The 18,893-nt window shown below is 61.4% G+C and carries 27 protein-coding genes and 1 tRNA gene; 3 read left to right on the forward strand and 25 right to left on the reverse strand.

Going from position 1 to position 18,893, the window contains the following annotated elements; translation table 11 throughout:
• Positions 1-46: 46 nt before the first annotated feature.
• From recO to folK, 11 genes are all read right to left on the reverse strand, one after another.
• The gene (gene recO / locus AC13C2_RS01745; RefSeq protein ID WP_092760962.1) at positions 47-769 is read right to left on the reverse strand and encodes a DNA repair protein RecO; all 723 of its coding nucleotides are present in this window, start codon (positions 767-769) and stop codon (positions 47-49) included.
• On the reverse strand, positions 769-1,098 hold the full coding sequence (locus tag AC13C2_RS01750; protein WP_092761303.1) for a DUF1491 family protein: 330 nt from the start codon (positions 1,096-1,098) through the stop codon (positions 769-771). The genes recO and AC13C2_RS01750 overlap by 1 nt, the downstream gene beginning before the upstream one ends.
• On the reverse strand, positions 1,095-2,015 hold the full coding sequence (era, locus tag AC13C2_RS01755) for a GTPase Era (protein WP_339645607.1): 921 nt from the start codon (positions 2,013-2,015) through the stop codon (positions 1,095-1,097). Before era ends, AC13C2_RS01750 begins: the two co-directional genes overlap by 4 nt.
• Positions 2,008-2,691 (reverse strand): ribonuclease III, encoded by a 684-nt coding sequence (rnc, locus tag AC13C2_RS01760; protein ID WP_092760959.1) that lies wholly within the window; start codon positions 2,689-2,691, stop codon positions 2,008-2,010. The genes era and rnc overlap by 8 nt, the downstream gene beginning before the upstream one ends.
• Complete coding sequence (gene lepB, locus AC13C2_RS01765; RefSeq protein ID WP_482885754.1) at positions 2,688-3,473, reverse strand: signal peptidase I; 786 nt, start codon at positions 3,471-3,473, stop codon at positions 2,688-2,690. Before lepB ends, rnc begins: the two co-directional genes overlap by 4 nt.
• 114 nt (positions 3,474-3,587) lie before the next feature.
• The gene (acpS, locus tag AC13C2_RS01770) at positions 3,588-3,989 is read right to left on the reverse strand and encodes a holo-ACP synthase (RefSeq protein WP_482885755.1); all 402 of its coding nucleotides are present in this window, start codon (positions 3,987-3,989) and stop codon (positions 3,588-3,590) included.
• A gap of 43 nt (positions 3,990-4,032) precedes the next feature.
• Positions 4,033-4,785 carry a pyridoxine 5'-phosphate synthase gene (locus tag AC13C2_RS01775; protein ID WP_482885756.1) on the reverse strand — a complete coding sequence of 251 codons (753 nt, stop codon included), beginning with the start codon at positions 4,783-4,785 and terminating at the stop codon, positions 4,033-4,035.
• Positions 4,778-5,443: a DUF2062 domain-containing protein gene (locus tag AC13C2_RS01780; protein ID WP_342707743.1), complete on the reverse strand. Its 666-nt coding sequence runs from the start codon at positions 5,441-5,443 to the stop codon at positions 4,778-4,780. The genes AC13C2_RS01775 and AC13C2_RS01780 overlap by 8 nt, the downstream gene beginning before the upstream one ends.
• 9 nt (positions 5,444-5,452) lie before the next feature.
• Complete coding sequence (locus tag AC13C2_RS01785; RefSeq protein WP_482885758.1) at positions 5,453-7,600, reverse strand: RelA/SpoT family protein; 2,148 nt, start codon at positions 7,598-7,600, stop codon at positions 5,453-5,455.
• A gap of 22 nt (positions 7,601-7,622) precedes the next feature.
• Positions 7,623-7,976, reverse strand: a complete 354-nt coding sequence (gene rpoZ, locus AC13C2_RS01790) for a DNA-directed RNA polymerase subunit omega (RefSeq protein WP_092760947.1) — start codon at positions 7,974-7,976, stop codon at positions 7,623-7,625.
• Positions 7,977-8,015: 39 nt separating this feature from the next.
• Positions 8,016-8,615 (reverse strand): 2-amino-4-hydroxy-6-hydroxymethyldihydropteridine diphosphokinase, encoded by a 600-nt coding sequence (gene folK, locus AC13C2_RS01795; RefSeq protein ID WP_474522256.1) that lies wholly within the window; start codon positions 8,613-8,615, stop codon positions 8,016-8,018.
• Positions 8,616-8,724: 109 nt separating this feature from the next.
• On the opposite strand from folK, the gene AC13C2_RS01800 reads away from it, so the two are divergent.
• Positions 8,725-9,294, forward strand: coding sequence for a LabA-like NYN domain-containing protein (locus tag AC13C2_RS01800; protein WP_339645587.1), 570 nt, complete (start codon positions 8,725-8,727; stop codon positions 9,292-9,294).
• A gap of 41 nt (positions 9,295-9,335) precedes the next feature.
• Here the strand turns inward: AC13C2_RS01800 and AC13C2_RS01805 are convergent, their stop codons facing one another.
• The 12 genes from AC13C2_RS01805 to def (AC13C2_RS01860) form a co-directional block, all read right to left on the reverse strand.
• Positions 9,336-9,959, reverse strand: a complete 624-nt coding sequence (locus AC13C2_RS01805) for a trimeric intracellular cation channel family protein (protein WP_482885759.1) — start codon at positions 9,957-9,959, stop codon at positions 9,336-9,338.
• A 4-nt stretch (positions 9,960-9,963) separates the two neighbouring features.
• Positions 9,964-10,419 carry a ribonuclease HI gene (rnhA, locus tag AC13C2_RS01810; RefSeq protein ID WP_482885760.1) on the reverse strand — a complete coding sequence of 152 codons (456 nt, stop codon included), beginning with the start codon at positions 10,417-10,419 and terminating at the stop codon, positions 9,964-9,966.
• A 10-nt stretch (positions 10,420-10,429) separates the two neighbouring features.
• Complete coding sequence (locus AC13C2_RS01815) at positions 10,430-10,885, reverse strand: DUF3429 domain-containing protein (RefSeq protein WP_482885761.1); 456 nt, start codon at positions 10,883-10,885, stop codon at positions 10,430-10,432.
• An 84-nt stretch (positions 10,886-10,969) separates the two neighbouring features.
• Entirely contained in the window at positions 10,970-11,188 is a 219-nt protein-coding gene (locus AC13C2_RS01820; protein WP_482885762.1) for a hypothetical protein, read from the reverse strand.
• A 784-nt stretch (positions 11,189-11,972) separates the two neighbouring features.
• Positions 11,973-12,923 (reverse strand): 4-hydroxy-3-methylbut-2-enyl diphosphate reductase, encoded by a 951-nt coding sequence (gene ispH / locus AC13C2_RS01825; protein WP_424337640.1) that lies wholly within the window; start codon positions 12,921-12,923, stop codon positions 11,973-11,975.
• Positions 12,924-13,148: 225 nt separating this feature from the next.
• The gene (locus AC13C2_RS01830; RefSeq protein WP_092760933.1) at positions 13,149-13,487 is read right to left on the reverse strand and encodes a methyl-accepting chemotaxis protein; all 339 of its coding nucleotides are present in this window, start codon (positions 13,485-13,487) and stop codon (positions 13,149-13,151) included.
• Positions 13,480-13,719, reverse strand: coding sequence for a hypothetical protein (locus AC13C2_RS01835; RefSeq protein ID WP_092760931.1), 240 nt, complete (start codon positions 13,717-13,719; stop codon positions 13,480-13,482). Before AC13C2_RS01835 ends, AC13C2_RS01830 begins: the two co-directional genes overlap by 8 nt.
• A gap of 278 nt (positions 13,720-13,997) precedes the next feature.
• A complete protein-coding gene (locus tag AC13C2_RS01840; RefSeq protein WP_092760929.1) occupies positions 13,998-14,234 on the reverse strand; it encodes a hypothetical protein in 237 nt (78 codons plus the stop codon).
• Positions 14,235-14,322: 88 nt separating this feature from the next.
• Complete coding sequence (gene fmt / locus AC13C2_RS01845; protein ID WP_482885763.1) at positions 14,323-15,249, reverse strand: methionyl-tRNA formyltransferase; 927 nt, start codon at positions 15,247-15,249, stop codon at positions 14,323-14,325.
• Positions 15,240-15,731 (reverse strand): peptide deformylase, encoded by a 492-nt coding sequence (gene def, locus AC13C2_RS01850; RefSeq protein WP_424337469.1) that lies wholly within the window; start codon positions 15,729-15,731, stop codon positions 15,240-15,242. Before def (AC13C2_RS01850) ends, fmt begins: the two co-directional genes overlap by 10 nt.
• Positions 15,728-16,174 carry a peptide deformylase gene (locus AC13C2_RS01855; protein WP_482885764.1) on the reverse strand — a complete coding sequence of 149 codons (447 nt, stop codon included), beginning with the start codon at positions 16,172-16,174 and terminating at the stop codon, positions 15,728-15,730. Before AC13C2_RS01855 ends, def (AC13C2_RS01850) begins: the two co-directional genes overlap by 4 nt.
• Before the next feature lie 27 nt (positions 16,175-16,201).
• Positions 16,202-16,720 (reverse strand): peptide deformylase, encoded by a 519-nt coding sequence (def, locus tag AC13C2_RS01860; RefSeq protein ID WP_424337468.1) that lies wholly within the window; start codon positions 16,718-16,720, stop codon positions 16,202-16,204.
• A gap of 84 nt (positions 16,721-16,804) precedes the next feature.
• Here def (AC13C2_RS01860) and AC13C2_RS01865 point away from each other — a divergent pair, with 84 nt between their 5' ends.
• Positions 16,805-18,010 carry a MalY/PatB family protein gene (locus tag AC13C2_RS01865; RefSeq protein ID WP_482885765.1) on the forward strand — a complete coding sequence of 402 codons (1,206 nt, stop codon included), beginning with the start codon at positions 16,805-16,807 and terminating at the stop codon, positions 18,008-18,010.
• 18 nt (positions 18,011-18,028) lie between these two features.
• Here AC13C2_RS01865 and AC13C2_RS01870 read toward each other — a convergent pair.
• Positions 18,029-18,105 (reverse strand) — tRNA-His (locus tag AC13C2_RS01870).
• Between the two features lie 52 nt (positions 18,106-18,157).
• Positions 18,158-18,472, reverse strand: a complete 315-nt coding sequence (locus AC13C2_RS01875) for a GNAT family N-acetyltransferase (protein ID WP_482885766.1) — start codon at positions 18,470-18,472, stop codon at positions 18,158-18,160.
• Positions 18,473-18,706: 234 nt separating this feature from the next.
• Here AC13C2_RS01875 and AC13C2_RS01880 point away from each other — a divergent pair, with 234 nt between their 5' ends.
• A complete protein-coding gene (locus AC13C2_RS01880) occupies positions 18,707-18,892 on the forward strand; it encodes a DUF6324 family protein (RefSeq protein WP_092760915.1) in 186 nt (61 codons plus the stop codon).
• The last annotated feature ends 1 nt before the right edge of the window (position 18,893 follow it).

Below are 18,893 nucleotides of genomic sequence, written 5' to 3' on the forward strand. Positions count from 1 at the left end.
TGCGCCCTCGACGTCCGACGCAGATCACCCGTGGATCACCCGTTCCTCATACCTCGGATTTCAGCGCCGCCAGCAATCGCTGACGTGCTGGCGGCACAGGCCGATTGCCCAGTGACGGCGCTAGCCTGTTCTCCAAAAAGAACCCGGTAACCTCCAAAGCCGCGACAGCACCTTCAATCGACGGCGCTCCACCGAGAAGTATATCCGGCAATTTCAACAACTTGGATGCCCACTCCCCGGCCCCCGACCGACTGACCGCGCGACCCGTACGCGGACTGACATAGGCCAGATCGTTCGCCCCACCGGATACCGCGCAAGCCGACAGATCCAACCGAAAGCCCGTGACCTCAAGAAGCGCCATTTCCCAATAAACGTAATCGGTTATCCAACCCTTCCCGTCCACGATCGCATCGCAAAGGTCTTCTGTCCGCGTCTGGAAATCCTCCATCGCCTCTCGCTCCGGCAGAGCGAACGACGCCATTGAACAGGCCGACGTCAACGCAGCCAACCGCAAAGGATCGCTCAATATTCCAGCCGCCCGCGACCGTTTCAGCTCCACCGTCCAGCCGCCCATATGGCTCTCCAACCGGGCCCGCCAGACTGCATCGAGTTGATTGCCCGGTTGCAGCATCGGGGATTTCTTGCGCGATACACCCCCATGCACGACGCCCAGATGGCGCCCGTGCGCGCGCGTAAACATCTCGAGAATAACAGAAGTTTCGCCATGAGGTCGCGCCGCGAGAACAATGCCTTCGTCCCGCCATTCCATCAGCCCATACCGTCCTGATCCAGCATATGCCGCCCCTGCCGGTCTTCAACCTCCAGCACCCAAAGGTCCGGATCAAAGCTGTTTTGCCGCGCAATTGCCTGATCGCAATACGTTTCTTCGCCCTCGGCCAGCACGATCCACGACCGGTCCCCGGTCATCAGGTCGAAACTGCGCTGAAAGACACGGGCATTTCCGTCCAGTGTATTGAGCTTGACCAGTACTGCGCCTGCCGTATCGTCGCCATGACGCACCACGAAGCAGGATATGTCGTGCATCTCCAGCCGCTTGCGATAGGCGGACACCCAGAAGGATGCCGTCAGTCGCATCAGGCGTTGCCGTCCTTGAAATCCAGGCCCATTGCGTCGAACCTTTCCGCATCGTCCATCCAGCCGGGCCGCACCTTGACCTGAAGGAACAGGTGGACGCGCTGACCCAAAAACGCTTCCATATCGGCGCGCGCCGCCTGTCCTACGGCCTTCGTCGTCTCGCCCTTGCGGCCCAACACGATGCCCTTGTGACCATCCCGAACAACATAGATCAACTGGTCGATCCGCACCGACCCGTCGGGACGATCCTCCCACTTCTCGGTTTCCACAGTCAGTTGATACGGCAACTCCTGATGCAGCCGCAGCGTCAGTTTCTCGCGCGTAATTTCCGCCGCTATGGTCCTGAGCGGCAGGTCCGCGATCTGATCCTCGGGATAGAGCCACGGCCCCACCGGCACCCGCGCCGCCAGATCGGCGCGCAGATCCTCGACCCCGTGTCCGCGTTCCGCTGAAATCAGGAACGTGCCGTCAAAGGCGTAGCGCGCGTTCATCTTCTCGGTCAGCGCCAAGAGCGTATCGGCCTTAACCCGGTCGATCTTGTTTATGGCCAGCAAGACCGGCTGCCCCGCACCGCGCTTGTCCTCCAGTGCAGTCAAAATCGCCTCAACACCTTCGGTCAGCCCGCGTGTCGCCTCGATCAACAGAACGACCACATCCGCGTCCGCCGCCCCCGTCCAGGCCGCTGCGACCATGGCGCGATCCAGGCGGCGCTTGGGGTGGAACAATCCGGGCGTATCGACAAAGATCAGCTGGCTTGCCCCCGCCATCGCCACACCGCGTACACGGGCGCGCGTGGTCTGGACCTTGTGCGTGACGATGGACACCTTGGCCCCCACCATCCGGTTGAGAAGTGTGGATTTCCCGGCATTCGGCTCGCCAATAAGGGCAACGAAACCAGCCCGAGTTGATTGGTCAGTCATGACTTACCTCTGTCAGCAGAGCCTTGGCCGCCGCCTGTTCCGCTGCTCGCTTGGACGGGGCTTCTCCGTCTGCCGACGGGCCGTCCCCAAGGCTGGCAGTGATGCGGAAAACAGGCGCATGATCCGGGCCGGACCGTTCCGTGACAGTATAGACCGGTGGCTTCATGCCGCGCGCCTGCGCCCACTCCTGCAATGTCGTCTTGGCGTCTCGGGCGTCGTATTCCACATTCTCGACCTGATCGGACCAGAGGCGCAGGATCATCGCGCGGGCGGCGTCCAGTCCGGCATCCAGATAGACCGCCGCGATCAGGGCTTCCATCGCGTCGCCCAACAATGCCAGCTTGCGACGCCCGCCTGTCACCTGCTCCGATTTGCCAAGCTTGAGGACATCGCCCAACCCGACTGACCGGGCCACTTCGGCGCAGGCCTCCTTGCGAACCAGTGCATTGAAGCGCGGGGCGAGCTGACCTTCTTCGGCGGTGCGGTCGCCGTTCATCAACGCCTCGGCGATAACGAGGCCCAGAACGCGGTCGCCCAGAAATTCAAGCCGTTGATTGTCGGGACGGGTATCGGATGCGATAGACGAATGAGTCATCGCACGCAGCAGCAACTCGGGCTGCCCGAAGCGATGACCGATACGGTCCTGGAAAGCGTCGAGATCGCGGGAAAGCTTCAAACGATCTCCTCGAAGAAACGGTCCAGCCGCCATGTCCAGAAATACAGCATCCGACTGCCGGCAGAGGAGAAGACGACCCGGTCGGCCCGCCCGATCAGGTTTTCATATGGCACGAACCCCACGCCGCCGATCGACCGGGGCACCCGGCTGTCGCGCGAGTTGTCGCGGTTGTCGCCCATGAAGAAATACTGGCCCTCGGGAACCGTGAAGACCGGGGTATTGTCAGTGCTGGAAATACCGATGTTCAGGATCGAATGACCGCGGTCGTTGCCCGGCAGATATTCGGTAAACCGCTCTTTAATGCACTCACCACCCAGGCCGATGGGATCGTTGGAACAACGCGGCGTCAGGCGCTGCGGCCCCTGCGGGGCCTTCGTCTCCACGAGATCGGGTGCCGGTTCGACCCGCACCGCTTCGCCATTAAGGTAAAGCCTGCCGTCGCGCATCTGCACCGTATCCCCCGGCAGACCGATCAGCCGTTTGATGAAGTCGGTGCCATTGACCGGATGGCGAAAGACGATCACATCCCCACGTTCAGGTTGCGATCCTAAGATACGGCCGGACACCGGACAGAGTGAAAACGGGCAGGAATAGCGGGAATAACCGTAGGCCATTTTGTTGACGAACAGGAAATCGCCGATCAGCAGCGTGTCTTTCATTGAGCCGGACGGAATCCAGAACGGCTGAAAGAACAGTGTACGGAAGATGCCTGCGATCACCAGGGCCCAGAACACGGTCTTGACCGTCTCGAAGAGACCCTCCTTCTTCTCCGCCTTCGCCATGATCACCTTCCAGAATTACGTTTCGGTTCCCTGCCCCCTGCCCTCTTTGCTGTCAACAGCGCACCCGCCCGAGGGCGAAGTGTCGCGGCAATTCAGATGGTCAAGCGATGCGCATCAGGCGAAGGGGCGCGCTTCGATCACGACGTAAGCCTGAGCCCAAGGGTGGTCGTCTGTCAGGCTGACGTGGATGATCGCCTCGTATCCGTCCGGGCACATAATATCCAGACGCTCCGCCGCCCAGCCGGTCACACTCATTACGGGCTGGCCGGAGTGCAGGTTGCTGACGGCCATGTCTTTCCATGAAATCCCCATACGCAGCCCGGTGCCGAGGGCCTTGGAACATGCCTCCTTGGCGGCCCAGCGTTTGGCATAGGTCGCTGCCTCGTCCACGCGGCTGGCTGCCTTGCTCTGTTCGCGGGGGGTAAACACGCGGTTGCGGAACCTGTCGCCAAAGCGGTCGAGAACACCCTGCACCCTGTCGATGTTCGCAAGATCGGTGCCGATGCCAAGGATCATCTGTAAAACTTGATCGGCAAAGCGGACTGGATTTGCCCTTGCGTCAACACTGCACCATGCCCCGCGCCTGATCCATCAGCCGCCGCATCTCGGCCATGGCGTCGGGCAGGCCGCGAAACACGGCCTCGCCAATCAGGAAATGGCCGATGTTCAACTCTACCGCCTGCGGAATCGCGGCCAATGCCGTGACACTGTCATAGGTAATTCCATGGCCCAGATGCACCTCCAGCCCCAGATCGTCGGCCTGGCGCGCGGCGGAAATCAGTCGCCCAAGCTCCGCTTCGGCTTCTTCGATCCGTCCTTCGGCGACAGCATCGCAATACTTGCCGGTGTGCAGTTCCACGACAGCCGCACCTACGCGGGCCGAGGCGTCGATCTGCCGGGGGTCGGCCGCTATGAACAGCGAGACGCGCGCACCCATATCGGCCAGCGGCGCGACATAGCTCTTCAGACGGTTGGCATCGCCCGCCACCTCCAGCCCGCCCTCAGTGGTTCGTTCCTCGCGTCGCTCGGGCACCAGACAGACGGCGTGGGGCCTTGTGGCCAAGGCGATACGGCACATTTCCTCGGTCGCCGCCATTTCAAAATTCAGCGGAATGTCGATGGCCTCGGCAATTGCCGCCATGTCGGCATCGCGGATGTGACGACGATCTTCGCGTAAATGCGCCGTAATCCCGTCGGCTCCGGCGGCCTGCGCCATCAGGGCCGCGCGCACCGGATCGGGATTGTCGCCACCGCGCGCATTCCGGATGGTGGCCACATGATCGATATTGATGCCCAGCCTCAGCTTATCCATTCGCCTCGCCCTTTGCTTTCTTCTCGGCAGCTCGCGCCGCCGCCTTGCGCCGGATCTCGTCCAGCTTTTTCTTGATCCGGCCGCGTCTGCGCTTCTGATAGGCTTCGATCAGCGGCAGGCTGATCGTATAGGCGGCGATCCCGGTGAAAATACCCGGCACCAGACCGCCGACCAGCCACGGCAGAAATACGTCGTTCCAGAATACAGCGGTCGCAGTCCAGTCGACAGAATTGCCGACCAGCGCGTTCCAGCTGTTCCAGAAAAGATCTTCACCCGCGCCGAAGAACTTGCCGAAGATATTTTCATCGACGGCACCGCGCACTTCGGTCCCCAGCATGAAATGCCCAAGGTTGAGCGACACGACTGCAATCGGCACATAGGTCAGCGGATTGCCGAAAAATGTCCCCAGCAGTGCAGCCATGACGTTGCCGCGCACTGCGATGGCAAGGCTCGCCGCGACGAAGAAGTGCAACCCGTAAAATGGCGTGAACGTCGTGAAAACGCCGACCATGATGCCACGGCTGATCTTGCGCGGTGTGTCGGGCAAACGCCGCAACCGGTGCTTGACGTAGATCGCGGCACGACCCCATCCGCCACGCGGCCAGACCGCCTGCCAGATGCTTTGCCAAAGGGGCAATCGGTCGCGGCGTTTGAACAAGATCAGTCCTCAGGCGGGTATGGACGGGGGCGGCCCCGGGTGTGTCAGGCGTTCGCGATGACGGCGGACCTGCGCCACATCGTTGTCGGTATCGATCGCCATGACAAGGCTGTGCAGGTGCTCGCGGTCACGCACGTCGACATCAATCAGCAGCCGGAAGAAGTCCGGCTTCCGATCTACAAAGCGCAGATCCGAGATATTAGCGTTCTGTTCCGCAATCAGAAGGCAAATCCGGCCCAGCACCCCTGGCGCGTTGCTTATCGTCAAGTCCAGAGTGACCGCATTGCGCGGGGCGTGATGCCCCGGCGACCAGCCCAGATCGACCCAGCGGTCTGTCTGATCCTCGAATTCGGCCATGCGCGGGCAGTCGATGGCGTGGAGCGTGACGCCGTGCCCCTTGTTGGTGATGCCCACGATCCGCTCTCCCGGTACCGGCTGGCAACAGGTCGCGCGGTCGTAATGCGCCTTTGGGTCGAGGCCGATAATAGCGCGTTCGGGCGAAACATCCGGCGCGGGGGGGGCTTGCGATATTTCGGGGTAAAGTGTCGCGACGACGGTTCTCGCGCTGACCTCTGACGCGCCGATGGCGGCCAGCAGATCTTCATCGTCATCGAACCCGAGCGCCTTGGCCGCGGTCTCAAGCGCCTTGTCGGTCGAGCGCTTGCCGACCTGCGAAAAGGAGGCACGCGCCAGTTCTCGCCCCAGCCGCACATGCCCCCCCCGTCGCTCGGCCTTGAGCGCGCGGCGGATCGCGGATTTCGCGCGTCCGGTGGTTGCGATGTCGATCCAGGTGGCCTGCGGTGACTGCGCTTCGGCTGTGACGATTTCGACCGACTGTCCGTTGCGCAAACGGGTCCAGAGCGGCACCCGCATTCCGTCGACCCGCGCCGCCACGGTGCGATGACCGATGCGGGTGTGGATCGCATAGGCGAAGTCGATGGGCGTAGCCCCCTTGGGCAGCTTGATGACATCACCCTTGGGTGTGAAGCAGAACACCTGATCGGTATACATTTCCAGCTTCACGGCTTCCATGAATTCGGCGTGGTCGCTGGCTTCCTCAAAGCGCTCGGTCATCGTCTTCAGCCACTCCGCCGGATCGACGGCGAACGGATTCTCGGCCCGCACACCGTCGCGATACGACCAGTGCGCCGCCACGCCGCGTTCGGCGACCTCGTGCATTTCCCGAGTGCGGATCTGCACTTCGACCCGCTTGCCGTCGCGCCCCGACACCGTCGTATGGATCGAGCGATAGCCGTTGGACTTGGGCTGACTGATATAGTCCTTGAAACGGCCCGGCACGGACCGCCAGCGTTGGTGGATGACACCGAGCGCACGATAACAATCAGCTTCTGACCCGACGATGATGCGGAACCCATAGATGTCGGAGAGACGGGAGAACCCGATCTCCTTTTCCTCCATCTTGCGCCAGATGCTGAACGGGCGCTTCGCGCGTCCCATGACGGTTGCGGTGATATCGGCGCGGGCCAGTTCGGTTTCGATATCGTCGGTGATGCGACGTATGACGTTGCCCGCTTCGCGCTGCAGGGTCACGAAACGGCGCAGGATGGAATTACGTGCCTCGGGGTTGATGACCGCGAAACACAGATCCTCCAACTCCTCTCGCATCCATTGCATGCCCATGCGCCCGGCCAGCGGCGCATAGATTTCCATCGTCTCATGCGCCTTCTGGGCCTGCTTGTGATGCGCCATGTGACGGATGGTGCGCATGTTGTGCAGCCGGTCCGTCAGCTTGACCAGGATAACCCGCAGGTCCTTGGACATCGCCATGAACAGCTTGCGGAAATTCTCGGCCTGCTTGGTCTCGGAAGAGCTGAGTTCAAGGTTCGTCAGCTTGGTAACGCCGTCGACCATCTCGGCGATTTCGAGGCCGAAGCGCGCCTCGACCTCGGCATATGTGGACCGTGTGTCCTCGATCGTATCGTGCAGAAGCGCGGTAATAATTGTCGCGTCGTCCAGCCGCTGTTCCGTCAGCAAGCTGGCCACTTCGACAGGATGGGTGAAATACGGCTCGCCGGATCGACGCACCTGACCTGCATGCATGTCCCGCCCATAGGCATAGGCTTCGCGGATCAGATCAGCGTTCGTTCGGGGGTTATAGGCGCGCACCAGCGCGATCAGGTCTTCGACCTCGATCATCTCGCGCAGGCCTCCGCTAGTGTCAGGGCTGGCCTTGCGCCTCCATCAGCGCGCGCAGCAGTTTTTCCTCGGACATATCGTCCTGGGCAGGCATGTCCTTTTCGACACCCATAAGCAGGGCCATCGAGTCCTCTTCCGGCTCGTCAACTTCGATCTGCGTCTGGTTCGATTCGATCAGGCGCTCACGCAGGTCATCAGCCCGCTGCGTTTCCTCCGCGATCTCGCGCAGGGCGACAACGGGGTTCTTGTCGTTGTCCCGATCCACGGTCACCGGGCTGCCGGTGGCGATTTCGCGCGCCCGATGGGCGGCCAACATCACCAGTTCAAACCGATTGGGAACCTTGTCGACGCAATCTTCGACTGTCACGCGGGCCATGGGCGCACCTCTGTCAGGGGGGTCGGAAAGGCGTATCTATTACCGACGTTTTATATTGACAACCCCGTTCACGGGTCCAATCGCGGTGATTTGTCCACGCTCGGTCCCCGACAGGGCCATCAGCATTGCCCGCGCCGTCCGTCCGGTCAGCGGATGCCGCCAGTCCGGAGCCACGTCGCACAGCGGGATCAGCACGAAAGCCCGGTCCTGAAGGCGCGGGTGTGGCAGGATCAATTGGTCCGGCGCTATGCTGACCTGATCGGCTGGGGGCAACGTCATCCAATGTCGCACGGTCGTCACATCCGGGCGCATCGTGCCGTTCCAGTCAAGAAGATCGAGGTCAAGCGTCCGCGCACCCCAACGACGCTCGCGCACCCGCCCATGGCGCGCCTCGATACCATGCAACCGGTCCAACAGGATACTCGGCGCCATCGTGCAGTGCAGCAAGGCAACGGCATTTGCGAAATCCGGACCCGCCCCCGGTGGCCATGCAGGCGTCCGGTAAATCCGCGAAATCGCGCCTATTCGGCCGGGCAATTGTCGGGCCGCCTTGGCAAGACCCCGCGCGTTTGCGGCGAAACTGACGCCGGAATTGGCACCGAGCGCGATTAGACATAATGTCACCGGATGACCAAACATTGTTGCTGCATCTGACAACCACTATATGTAAGAAATTACAGAGAGAAGCTGTACCTGACGATTTCACTCATCGTTGATCGGGTCCGGGCGTTCTCCATGAGGATCTGAAATGTTTTACCGGGACGAGCGATTGGCGCTCTTCATCGATGGCTCGAATTTGTATGCCGCTGCAAAGGCGCTTTCATTCGACATAGACTACAAGCTGCTACGGCAGGAATTCGTTCGACGTGGCAAGCTGTTACGCGCCTGCTATTATACGGCCCTGCTTGAGAACGACGAATACTCGCCGATCCGCCCGTTGGTCGACTGGCTGCAATACAACGGCTTTAATATGATTACGAAGCCCGCCAAGGAATTCACTGACAGTCAAGGTCGGCGCAAGATCAAGGGCAACATGGACATCGAACTGGCCGTCGATGCGCTGGAGGCCGCGGACCACGTCGATCACATTGTTTTGTTCTCGGGGGATGGCGATTTCCGACCTCTGGTCGAAGCGTTGCAGCGCAAGGGCGTCCGTGTATCGGTCTGCTCTACCATGCGAAGCCAGCCTCCGATGATTGCAGATGATCTTCGCCGTCAGGCCGACAATTTCATCGAGCTGGAAGATCTGCGAGACGTCATTGGACGCCCACCGCGGGAAAACCGCGAAGCCGAGCCGGCTGCAGTCGCCGCCAGGTAGATCGTCGTAAAGTCATTCGCCAGGACGTTTTCAGCCTGGTATCATGTTCGCGGCGGACGCGGGCGGAACGATGGCAAACTCCACCCATAACGGATTGCTCCGGCCCTCAGCAGGAATGTCACCGCGATGCAGGCCGCCAGCGGCAGCAGCCCCGCGCCGCCACCCTCCCGCGTCACTACGGCAGCCCCGCCCCCCGCCAGGGCCGCAGTGACATAGAGTTCACCCTGTTTCAGAACCAGCGGCACTTCGTTGCAGACCACGTCCCGCAACAGGCCGCCCATACTTCCTGTCACGACACCCATGACAACCTGTGCCCAGATCGGCTGACCCAGTCCGTAGGCCACGCCGACTCCGGCAGCTACTGCAATCGACAAGGCGACGGCATCCAGCCAGATGATCCACGCCATCCGTGACGCCAGCAGATGATGCGTGAAAAATACCAGAATTGCCGCACTGCCCGCGACTGCCAGCGGAGTCGGATTGCCCACCCAGAAGACCGGATCGCGCCCCAGCAGTACATCACGGACTGTACCGCCGCCCACCGCCGTCAGGCAGGCTATAAAAATGAAACCGACCGGGTCCAGTTGCGACCGCGCAGCGACCAGAGCGCCTGTAATCGCGAACACCAGCACGGATGCCAGGTCAAGCGCGGTGGTCAGTATCATGCCGTCACCGTTTGTCCTTGAACGGTGCCATACCGGCCCGTGCCAATTCGTCCGCCCTTTCGTTCTCGGGGTGTCCTGCGTGGCCCTTGACCCATTTCCAGTTCACCTTATGACGCGCCTGTGCGGTGTCCAGACGCTTCCACAGGTCCTCGTTCTTGACCGGCTTGCGGGTCGATGTCTTCCAGCCGTTCTTCTTCCAACCATGCATCCAAACTGTGACGCCACCCTTCACATAGGCCGAATCGGTAACAACAGTCAGCGTCGATGGCCGCTCCAACGCTTCCAGCGCATGGATCGCGGCCAGCAGTTCCATTCGGTTGTTGGTGGTGTCGGCTTCGCCGCCCTTCAACTCCCGCTCGCGCAACACCGCCCCGCCTTCGGACGCAACGAGAAGCGCGCCCCAGCCGCCGGGCCCCGGATTTCCACTACAGGCACCATCGGTATAAGCCGTCAAATCCATCGAACCCCTCTCAGAACGCGATCGGTAAAAGGCTGGCAACAACGCCTGCCGTCAGGATCAGCCTTAATTTCATCCACCATGCCGGGGCCAATCCCTGTTGCCAGAACAGCCAGTCCAGACCCAGCAGGCCGATGTATCCCGCGACCAATGCAATGGCCGCGCTGGTCGGCCCGCCCCCGGTCATGAAAAACGCCCAGAGCGCGGGCAGCGTGGACAAGGCGTATCCTGTCGCCGCGACCCGCCCTTCGGCCTGTGTGGCAAATCCCCATAGCACGCCGGACATGAACGACAGGATGACCGAGCCATAGAACAGCCCGACATATGGCCCGATGAATCGCGGACCCATCCATTCCATTGTTAGCGCTGCGGCCGGGTCGGAGATGATGGTCACCTGTCCCCAGATGAATGGCAAAAGACCGGTCAAACCGAGCAGAAGAGCGGATATCGGGATGCGAGCGTCGAACATGCGCTGCAGATGCCACGGGCGAGCGCGGCGGGGAACCGGAAACTTGTGCGCGCTAGGCCGTATATCAGGGCGGATCGGCGCAGCTCAGATTTTCCATGCGCTCTGGGCATGCCGCAGATAATGCGCGTCGCATTCAATCCGGTCAGTCAGATGCGCTCCTATGCCAATCGTCCCGCCATGCCCGTGAAGACCGCCGAAGCTGCGATTCAGCCAAGCCATCGCGCGATCGCTTGACAGCAATCGGACACGCAATGCCCCGGCGAACAGGCCGTAGATGGCTAAGACCGTAAACGTCATCGCCATGAAACTGCCTCCGAACGTTGCCATCTCGACTGTGGCTTGGCTGGCATCGCCGGACAGGAAAGGCGGCAAAATGCCAGAAAGAAGATCGACAACCTGGGATTCAGAACATTGATCAGAACCCCACGCCACGCCACGCGCAGCAACGGATCGGATCTGCGGTCCGCGGGGCGCACAGCCAGCGCGCCTAAACCCAAAGCCGCGGTGGCAAGCGCCAGAACAATACCCAGAGTGCATCCTGCCGCCGCCAACCTGGAGAGGCACCCGCTGCCCGGTCCTGGTGCCAGTATGCAGACGACGCCGGTTTCTGGGGCGATGACGATGATCAGGGCTGTAAAAGCAACTGCACGGTAATCATTTGGCCACCCTGACACATTTACGCGTGCCGGACACGCGCCAGCAAGGGCTTCGACAGCTGTGGGTAACGGCTACAAACATTGCGATGCGCGAACGACAAAGCGTTTTAGCTCCCGCACCGATTGTCGATGATAAGATTTGGTAACACTTCGTTAACGAATATTAACGAGGTCGGATTTTTTACCACGAACCCACTGAGCTGGTCCGCCCCCAACTCGCGGCCGCCCTTTTGCGGCTGCCTGCCGTTCCAGCGGGGGCGCAATCCTGTCACAGCAGCCATATCGGAGTCTGCGTTCCGGCAGACGTCAGCCATGTCGATTGCGCGGGCGGCTCTGGAGTCGGACCATACCAGGTGCGTGGTCCATTTCGCGTCGGCGGGTGGGACGAATACAAGCTGGATCGCGACGGCGTTGCCTGCAAGCGCCGATCCTCAGGCCCGTTCGCGCAGAATGCGCGGGACCTTGAACTCCACATGCTCCTCGGCGGTTACGACCGATTCGACCGTCACATCATAGCGAGCCCGAAACGCGTCGACGACTTCGTCGATCAGAACTTCTGGCGCACTCGCACCAGCCGTGATCCCTATCGAACGGATGCCGTCCAGCGCGCGCCAGTCGATATCCGTCGCCCGCTGCACCAGTTGGGCATACGCACATCCTGCTTTTGCCCCAACTTCGACCAACCTGCGAGAGTTCGACGAATTCGGCGCTCCGACCACCAGAATCGCGTCGCAATCGGGAGCCATGGCCTTGACCGCCTCTTGGCGGTTGGTGGTGGCGTAGCAGATATCTTCCTTGTGCGGTCCGACGATTGCCGGGAAACGCGCCTTGAGCGCGGCGACCACGGCGGCGGTATCATCGACTGACAAAGTTGTCTGCGTGATGAATGCCAGCTTCTCGGGATCATGCGGCTCTAACGTCGCCACGTCATCGGCCGTCTCAACCAGCAGGACCGCGCCCTCGGGCAACTGCCCCATCGTACCGACGGTTTCCGGGTGACCGGCGTGGCCAATCATAATCATCTGCAAACCCGCCTCATGATGGCGGGCGGCTTCTATATGAACCTTGCTGACCAAAGGACAGGTGGCGTCGACGAACACCATCTGACGCGCAGCCGCCGCCGCGGGCACTGCCTTGGGTACGCCATGCGCACTGAAGATCACGGGGCGGTCGGGCGGGCATTCATCCAGGTCCTCGACGAAAACGGCGCCCTTGTCCCGCAGGCTGTCGACAACGTAGCGGTTATGAACAATTTCATGGCGCACAAAAACCGGCGCACCCCATTTTTCCAGTGCGATCTCCACGATCTTGATGGCACGATCCACGCCCGCGCAAAAGCCGCGCGGTGCGGCCAGAAAAAGGGTCAGCGGGGGTTTGTTCATCACGGCCATCCTCTCGTGGCATGAGTTAGGCGGCCCCCTGTCCCGCGTCCACCCCCAACCATTGCCAGATGGAGTCCAAGCGTTCCTTTGCAGGTCGAAATGGACCGGTCCAGGCGGGGAAGACGTTCTTGTGAACCGGATTTGAAAACATCGGTCCGGATACCCGTCAATGTTTACGTCAAACGTGTCGTATCCCGCGGCGGGTCAACAGTTTTAAAGGAAGGTCTACATCCTGAAACGAAATATCATGCCTGCGCGGGTGACCAGCGCCGTACCGGTTCCGATCTGGGCCGAACTTTCGGAAATCAACGTACCGATATCCTGTGCCGCCTGAGACGCCCGCCCGGCGAAAGCGCGCCCCTCCGATGCGACGACGGCGAAGCCGCGGCCGGCCTCTCCTGCGCGCGCCGCCTCGCTCGCTCTCCGCCTCGGCGCGGGCCCGGCTTTCTTCGGCACGGGCGGCCTTCGTCTCGGCGTTGCGGGCCTTGAGCGCCTCGTGTTCCCGTTGCGCCTCGGCATTGCGCCGAAAGACCTGCATTGCGATGGCCATCTCGCCCTATTCATCCCGACGTGCGGTGAAGGGAATCACGATATCCGTTCGCCCATCGGACAATCGCGACATGACTTCGGTCATCCTTGCTACAGCGTTTCCGATGGACCGGCCCAGAAGACCGGAGATCACAAGAAGTGACAGTACGCCGACAGGTCCGAACAAGATGAGAAACTTGCCGACGCGATAACTCAGTGTCACCAGCGATGCCCAGACGACCGACACAAAAACCGCCAGCAGGATCATCTTCCCTTGATTGACGTCAAATGCATTTTCATCCCTCGCAGTGGGTCCCGTACGGGTCCTGTCACAAGGGGCATGGGCGAATAGTCCTAATAGCCGATGAATCGCCAGCAACCTGTCAGTCGAGTGCGAAATGCATCTGCTATCGTCCTGACGCAGGAGTTTGACCTCATGCCCACGAAAGGCGACTTCATGCCCGTTGATCGATACGGCACCGAGGGAATGTCGCGCGCGCCTGCCAGATCCAACGGTATGTTATGTATTCAACACCTGTCGTCCGGCTAGCGCCGCCAATGCGTCGGAACGATGACGAGCGCTCCGACCGACGCCATGATCGCGTTCAGTCCCTGCGCCCTGAAACCGAAGCCGAACATGATGCTGACGAAATAGAACAGAAAGGCCCCGCCGATGCAGATGATGATGCTTTGCAGATAGCCATTGTGGGTGAACGCCATCCGCTCGGATGCATAGCCGACGATGCCCGCGATCACGACCGTTCCGAACAGGGTAAGAAACATGGAAGGGAGCACCTATGCAGAGAATGCCCCCTTAGTGGCCGAATTGTCGGGTCAGCACAAACCGACGATGAAGCTGCGGGAAACCCTGTCAGTCCATCAGGGTGTCACCGGGCTTGAGTCGTGCGCCATTGCGGAATGCGGTGCCGGAGACCGGCCCCCTGCCTGCAGGCTGAACCTGCAATAACTCAACCGCCCCCTGCCCGGCGGCAACGATCAGGCCGGGCATATCGAGAAGCGTTCCCGGTTCGACATCGAACTCATCAAGCTCATCGGCCACCCGACCGCGCAACAACTTCAGTCTTGTGCCGCCATGCTCGACCCAGGCACCTGGAACGGGCGACAGACCATTTATATGCCGCACAAGTGTTTGGGCGTCCCAGGCCGGATCGGCGCGCGCCTCGGCCTTGTCGATCTTGGCGGCATAGGTCACGCCCTCCCTGGGTTGCGCCACGGGCGACAGGCGGTCCACCTGCGCAACAACCTGCACTGCCAGCCGCGCGCCCATCGCCGACAGACGGTCGTGCAGGTCGCCCGTGGTGTCGGTCGGGGCGATATCCGTGCCCTCGCGCAGCAGGACTGGCCCGGTATCCAGCCCTGCCTCCATCTGCATGATGCAGACACCTGTCCGGTCGTCGCCCGCCATAACCGCGCGGTGGATCGGAGCTGCCCCGCGCCATCGCGGCAACAGGGATGCATGGACATTGATGCAACCCTTTGCCGGGGCGTCGAGGACGTTTTGCGGCAGGATCAAACCGTATGCCACGACCACGGCGATATCGGCCTGAAAGGCTGCGAACTCCGCCTGCGCGGCTTCGTCTTTAAGCGATTTCGGCGTGCGGACTTCGAAGCCCAGCGCCTCGGCCCGCGTCTGCACTGGCGATGGACGGTCTTTCTTGCCCCGACCTGCCGGACGCGGCGGTTGCGAATAGACTGCGGCGATCTCATGTCCCGCCTCCACCAGTGCGTCCAGTACCGGCACCGAAAAATCGGGCGTGCCCATGAAGATTACGCGCATTTCGACGCCTTTCGCAGAAGCATGTCCCGCTTGAGTTTCGACAGACGGTGAAAATACAGCTTGCCGTCCAGATGATCGATCTGATGCTGCACAGACGTTGCGCGCAGCAGAACAAAATCCTCTTCCCGCGCCGTCCCAGTCTCGTCCAGATAGGCAACCGTCACGGCGCGCGGACGCTTCACCTTGGCCGATACCCCAGGAAGGTTAGGCGATGCTTCGTCGTGTTCGCGCAGGTCCCCGCTGGCATGAAGGATGCGCGGGTTGGCCAGACGCGTGACGCCAAACCCGTCATCCGCGTCCACCACCGCAAGGCGCTGCGGAATGCCAAGCTGCGGCGCGGCAAGTCCGACGCCCGGCATCGCACGCATGGCGGCGATCATCTCGTTCCAGATCGCGCGGGTTTCGTCCGTTACCGCATCCACCGGCCGCGCAGGCTTTGTCAAACGCGCGTCAGGCCAGCGCAGGAACGGGCGATGCGTCATTCGGGCGCTTCCGGCAGGTCAGTGATCAGAATTCCATCCAGATGATCCATCTCGTGACAGATACAGGCGGCGGCCATGCCCGTGAACACTTCGGACCGGCGGCCTTTCACCCCATCGAACGCAAGCGTGACACTCGCCGGTCGGGCAATGCGGCGCGGCATGTCCGGGATCGACAGGCAGCCTTCGGTATTCACCTGCGCGCCCTCCCGCGCTGTGATCTCCGGGTTCACGAAAACGCGCGGATCGGGCAGACCTTCTTTCCACGTCGCGTCCATCACGAAAATCCGTTCCGTAACCCCCACCTGCGGACCGGCCAACCCGCGTCCCGGCGCGGCATACATCGTGTCCAGCATGTCGCGGGCAAGATCGGTCCGGTCGCCGACGACCGGGGTGCACCGCACATTCAGAACCGGGTCGGGAGACAGGAGGATCGGCAGAATCAATCTACCGCTCCGGGCCGCGCGCACATCTTATCCACGCGCGAGTTCGCGCTTCAGCTTCACCATCCGCCGCGTGATCAACTGACGTTTCATCGGGCCAAGGTAGTCGATGAACAGCTTGCCGTCCAAGTGATCGATCTCGTGCTGCACACAGGTTGCCCAAAGACCTTCCATATCCTCCGACCGTTCCGCCCCGGTCTCGTCGATCCAGCGCACGGTGACTTCGGCGGGGCGGGTGACTTCGCCATATTGCTCGGGAATCGACAGGCAGCCTTCCTCGTAAACCGATGTGCGATCCGAGGCGGCAATGATTTCGGGGTTGAACATGATCAGCGGGCGAGGTGCTATGCCCTCGTCCTTGACGCAATCCACGACGATCAGACGCTCCGCCACCCCCACCTGCGGTGCAGCCAGACCGATGCCGGGCGCGTCGTACATCGTCTCCAGCAGGTCGGCAGCGAGAGCGCGCCGTTCGTCCGACAGATCGGACACGGCGGCGGCGACCTGCTTCAGACGAGGGTCGGGGTGGATCAAAATCGGACGTTTCATCGGCTGCCCAGATAGTCGTGCAACCCGCGCCTTGCAACCGCGACCGCGTGGTCTAGGGTCCGATCAAGCCAAGGAGAGATTTCCATGAACGCCGACCCCCGACTTACCCAGATCGATGACCGTTTCGACCAGGTCATCGACAGGCGCGGCACGCATTGTTCCAAGTGGGATATGATGGAGGACATCTATGGCGTGCCAGGTGATGACGGCCTTGCAATGTGGGTCGCCGATATGGATTTCCGTCCGCCCCAAGTCGTCATCGATGCAGTGCAGCGGCAGGTCGATCATGGTATTTTCGGCTATTTCGGCGACGACGGACCGTATCTTGACGCAATCTGCTGGTGGATGAAGACGCGGCACGGGTGGAAGGTCGATCCGTCCGCCATCTTTTCGACCCATGGCCTGGTCAACGGCGCGGCGCTCTGCGTCGACACATGGACCGATCCGGGTGATGGCGTGGTTCTTTTCACACCTGTCTATCATGCGTTCGCAAGGGTGATCAAAGCCAACGACCGCCGGGTCGTGGAATGCGAACTGCCGTTCGACGGCACGCAATATACCTGCGATTTCGATGCCTGGGACAAGGTGGTCGAAGGTACGGGTGCCAAGCTGATGATCCTGTGCTCGCCACACAATCCGAATGGACGGGTCTGGTCGCGCGAGGAGTTGGAAGGATATGCCGCCTTCGCGCGCCGCCACGACCTGATCCTGATCGCGGACGAGATTCACCACGACGTGGTCTATCCCGGCAATACGCATATTCCCATGGCGCATATCGACGGCATCTCGGACCGCCTCGTGATGATGACCGCTACCACGAAGACCTTCAATATCGCCGGGTCGCATGTCGGTAACGTGATCGTCCACGACGAAAAGCTGCGGGCGCAGTTTGCCAGAAAAATGGGCGCATTCGGAATATCACCCAATTCCTTCGGGCTGTTCATGGCCACCGCCGCCTACTCAACCGAGGGGGCTGAATGGCTGGATGCGCTGATCGATTACCTGGACGGTAACCGCAAACTGTTTGACGCAGGGATCAATGCGATTCCGGGCCTGAAATCCGTGCCGTTACAGTCGACCTTTCTGTCCTGGGTGGATTTTTCAGGCACCGGCATGTCGCGGGAAGAGTTCACTCACCGCACCGAACAGGGTGCACATATCGCCGCGAACCATGGGTCGACCTTTGGAAAGGGCGGCGAGAGTTTCCTGCGGTTCAACATCGCCACACCGCGCGCGAACATCGAAAAGGCAGTCGCGCGCATGCAAAAGGCGTTCGGGGATCTGCAATAGAGATCGTCGCTTTGGGAGTGGTACCACCGCCCCGGCTCGAACGGGGGACCTCCTGATCCACAATCAGGCGCTCTAACCTACTGAGCTACGGCGGCACTGCGGGCGATTTAGCGAAGCTGACGCCGGGGTGCAAGGGTCGTGGAGAGGTCAGAGGGTCAGCGCCCAATTCTGTTCCTTCGTGGGTTGACCGAAGGCCTCGACCGGCTTTTCATCGAGCAATTCAAAGCCGTTGCGTGCATAGAGCCTGCCGGCCGCCCGGTGGCTTTCATGAGTCCAGAGGACCAGCTTTGTCGCGCCGCCCAACCGCGCGCAGTCCACCACTGCGTCCAGCAACCTCTGCGCCAGCCGCTGCCTCGCATCGCCGGTTCTACCAGAAACATCCGCAACTTGGCCGTCGCATCGTCCGGCCAGACACAGAAGACGCAGCCCTGCCGAGTGCCCTGTCCGTCGACCGCAATCCATGCGCGATCTTTCGGGCCACGCTCTTTGATGAAATTCGCCAGTATACCGGCAACCAGCCCCTCGAACCGGATGTCATAGCCTTCATCGACCCAATATAGTTCGCCATGGCGCTGCACGACCCAGCCCGCATCGCCGGGATGCAGATCACGCAGTTGAATGAAGTCGGTCGAGAGGATGTCCGTGGCCATGGCGGCAGCCTTGCGCGGATGCAACGGTCTGTCTAGAGATCGGCACATGGGTATCAACGATCAATCCGACGCCGAGGCCAATCTGCAGATTGCACCGACCGATCAGGGAATGGTGCGCCTGTTCATCGAATCCGGCAGTGTGGAAATTCCGATGGATTTCGACCCCGAGGACGCGCTCGAGATCGCTGAAGAAATCCGCGCCGCCGCCGCCATCGCGGCCAGCAAACGCTGAT

Source organism: Jannaschia sp. L-14R (assembly GCF_056857695.1).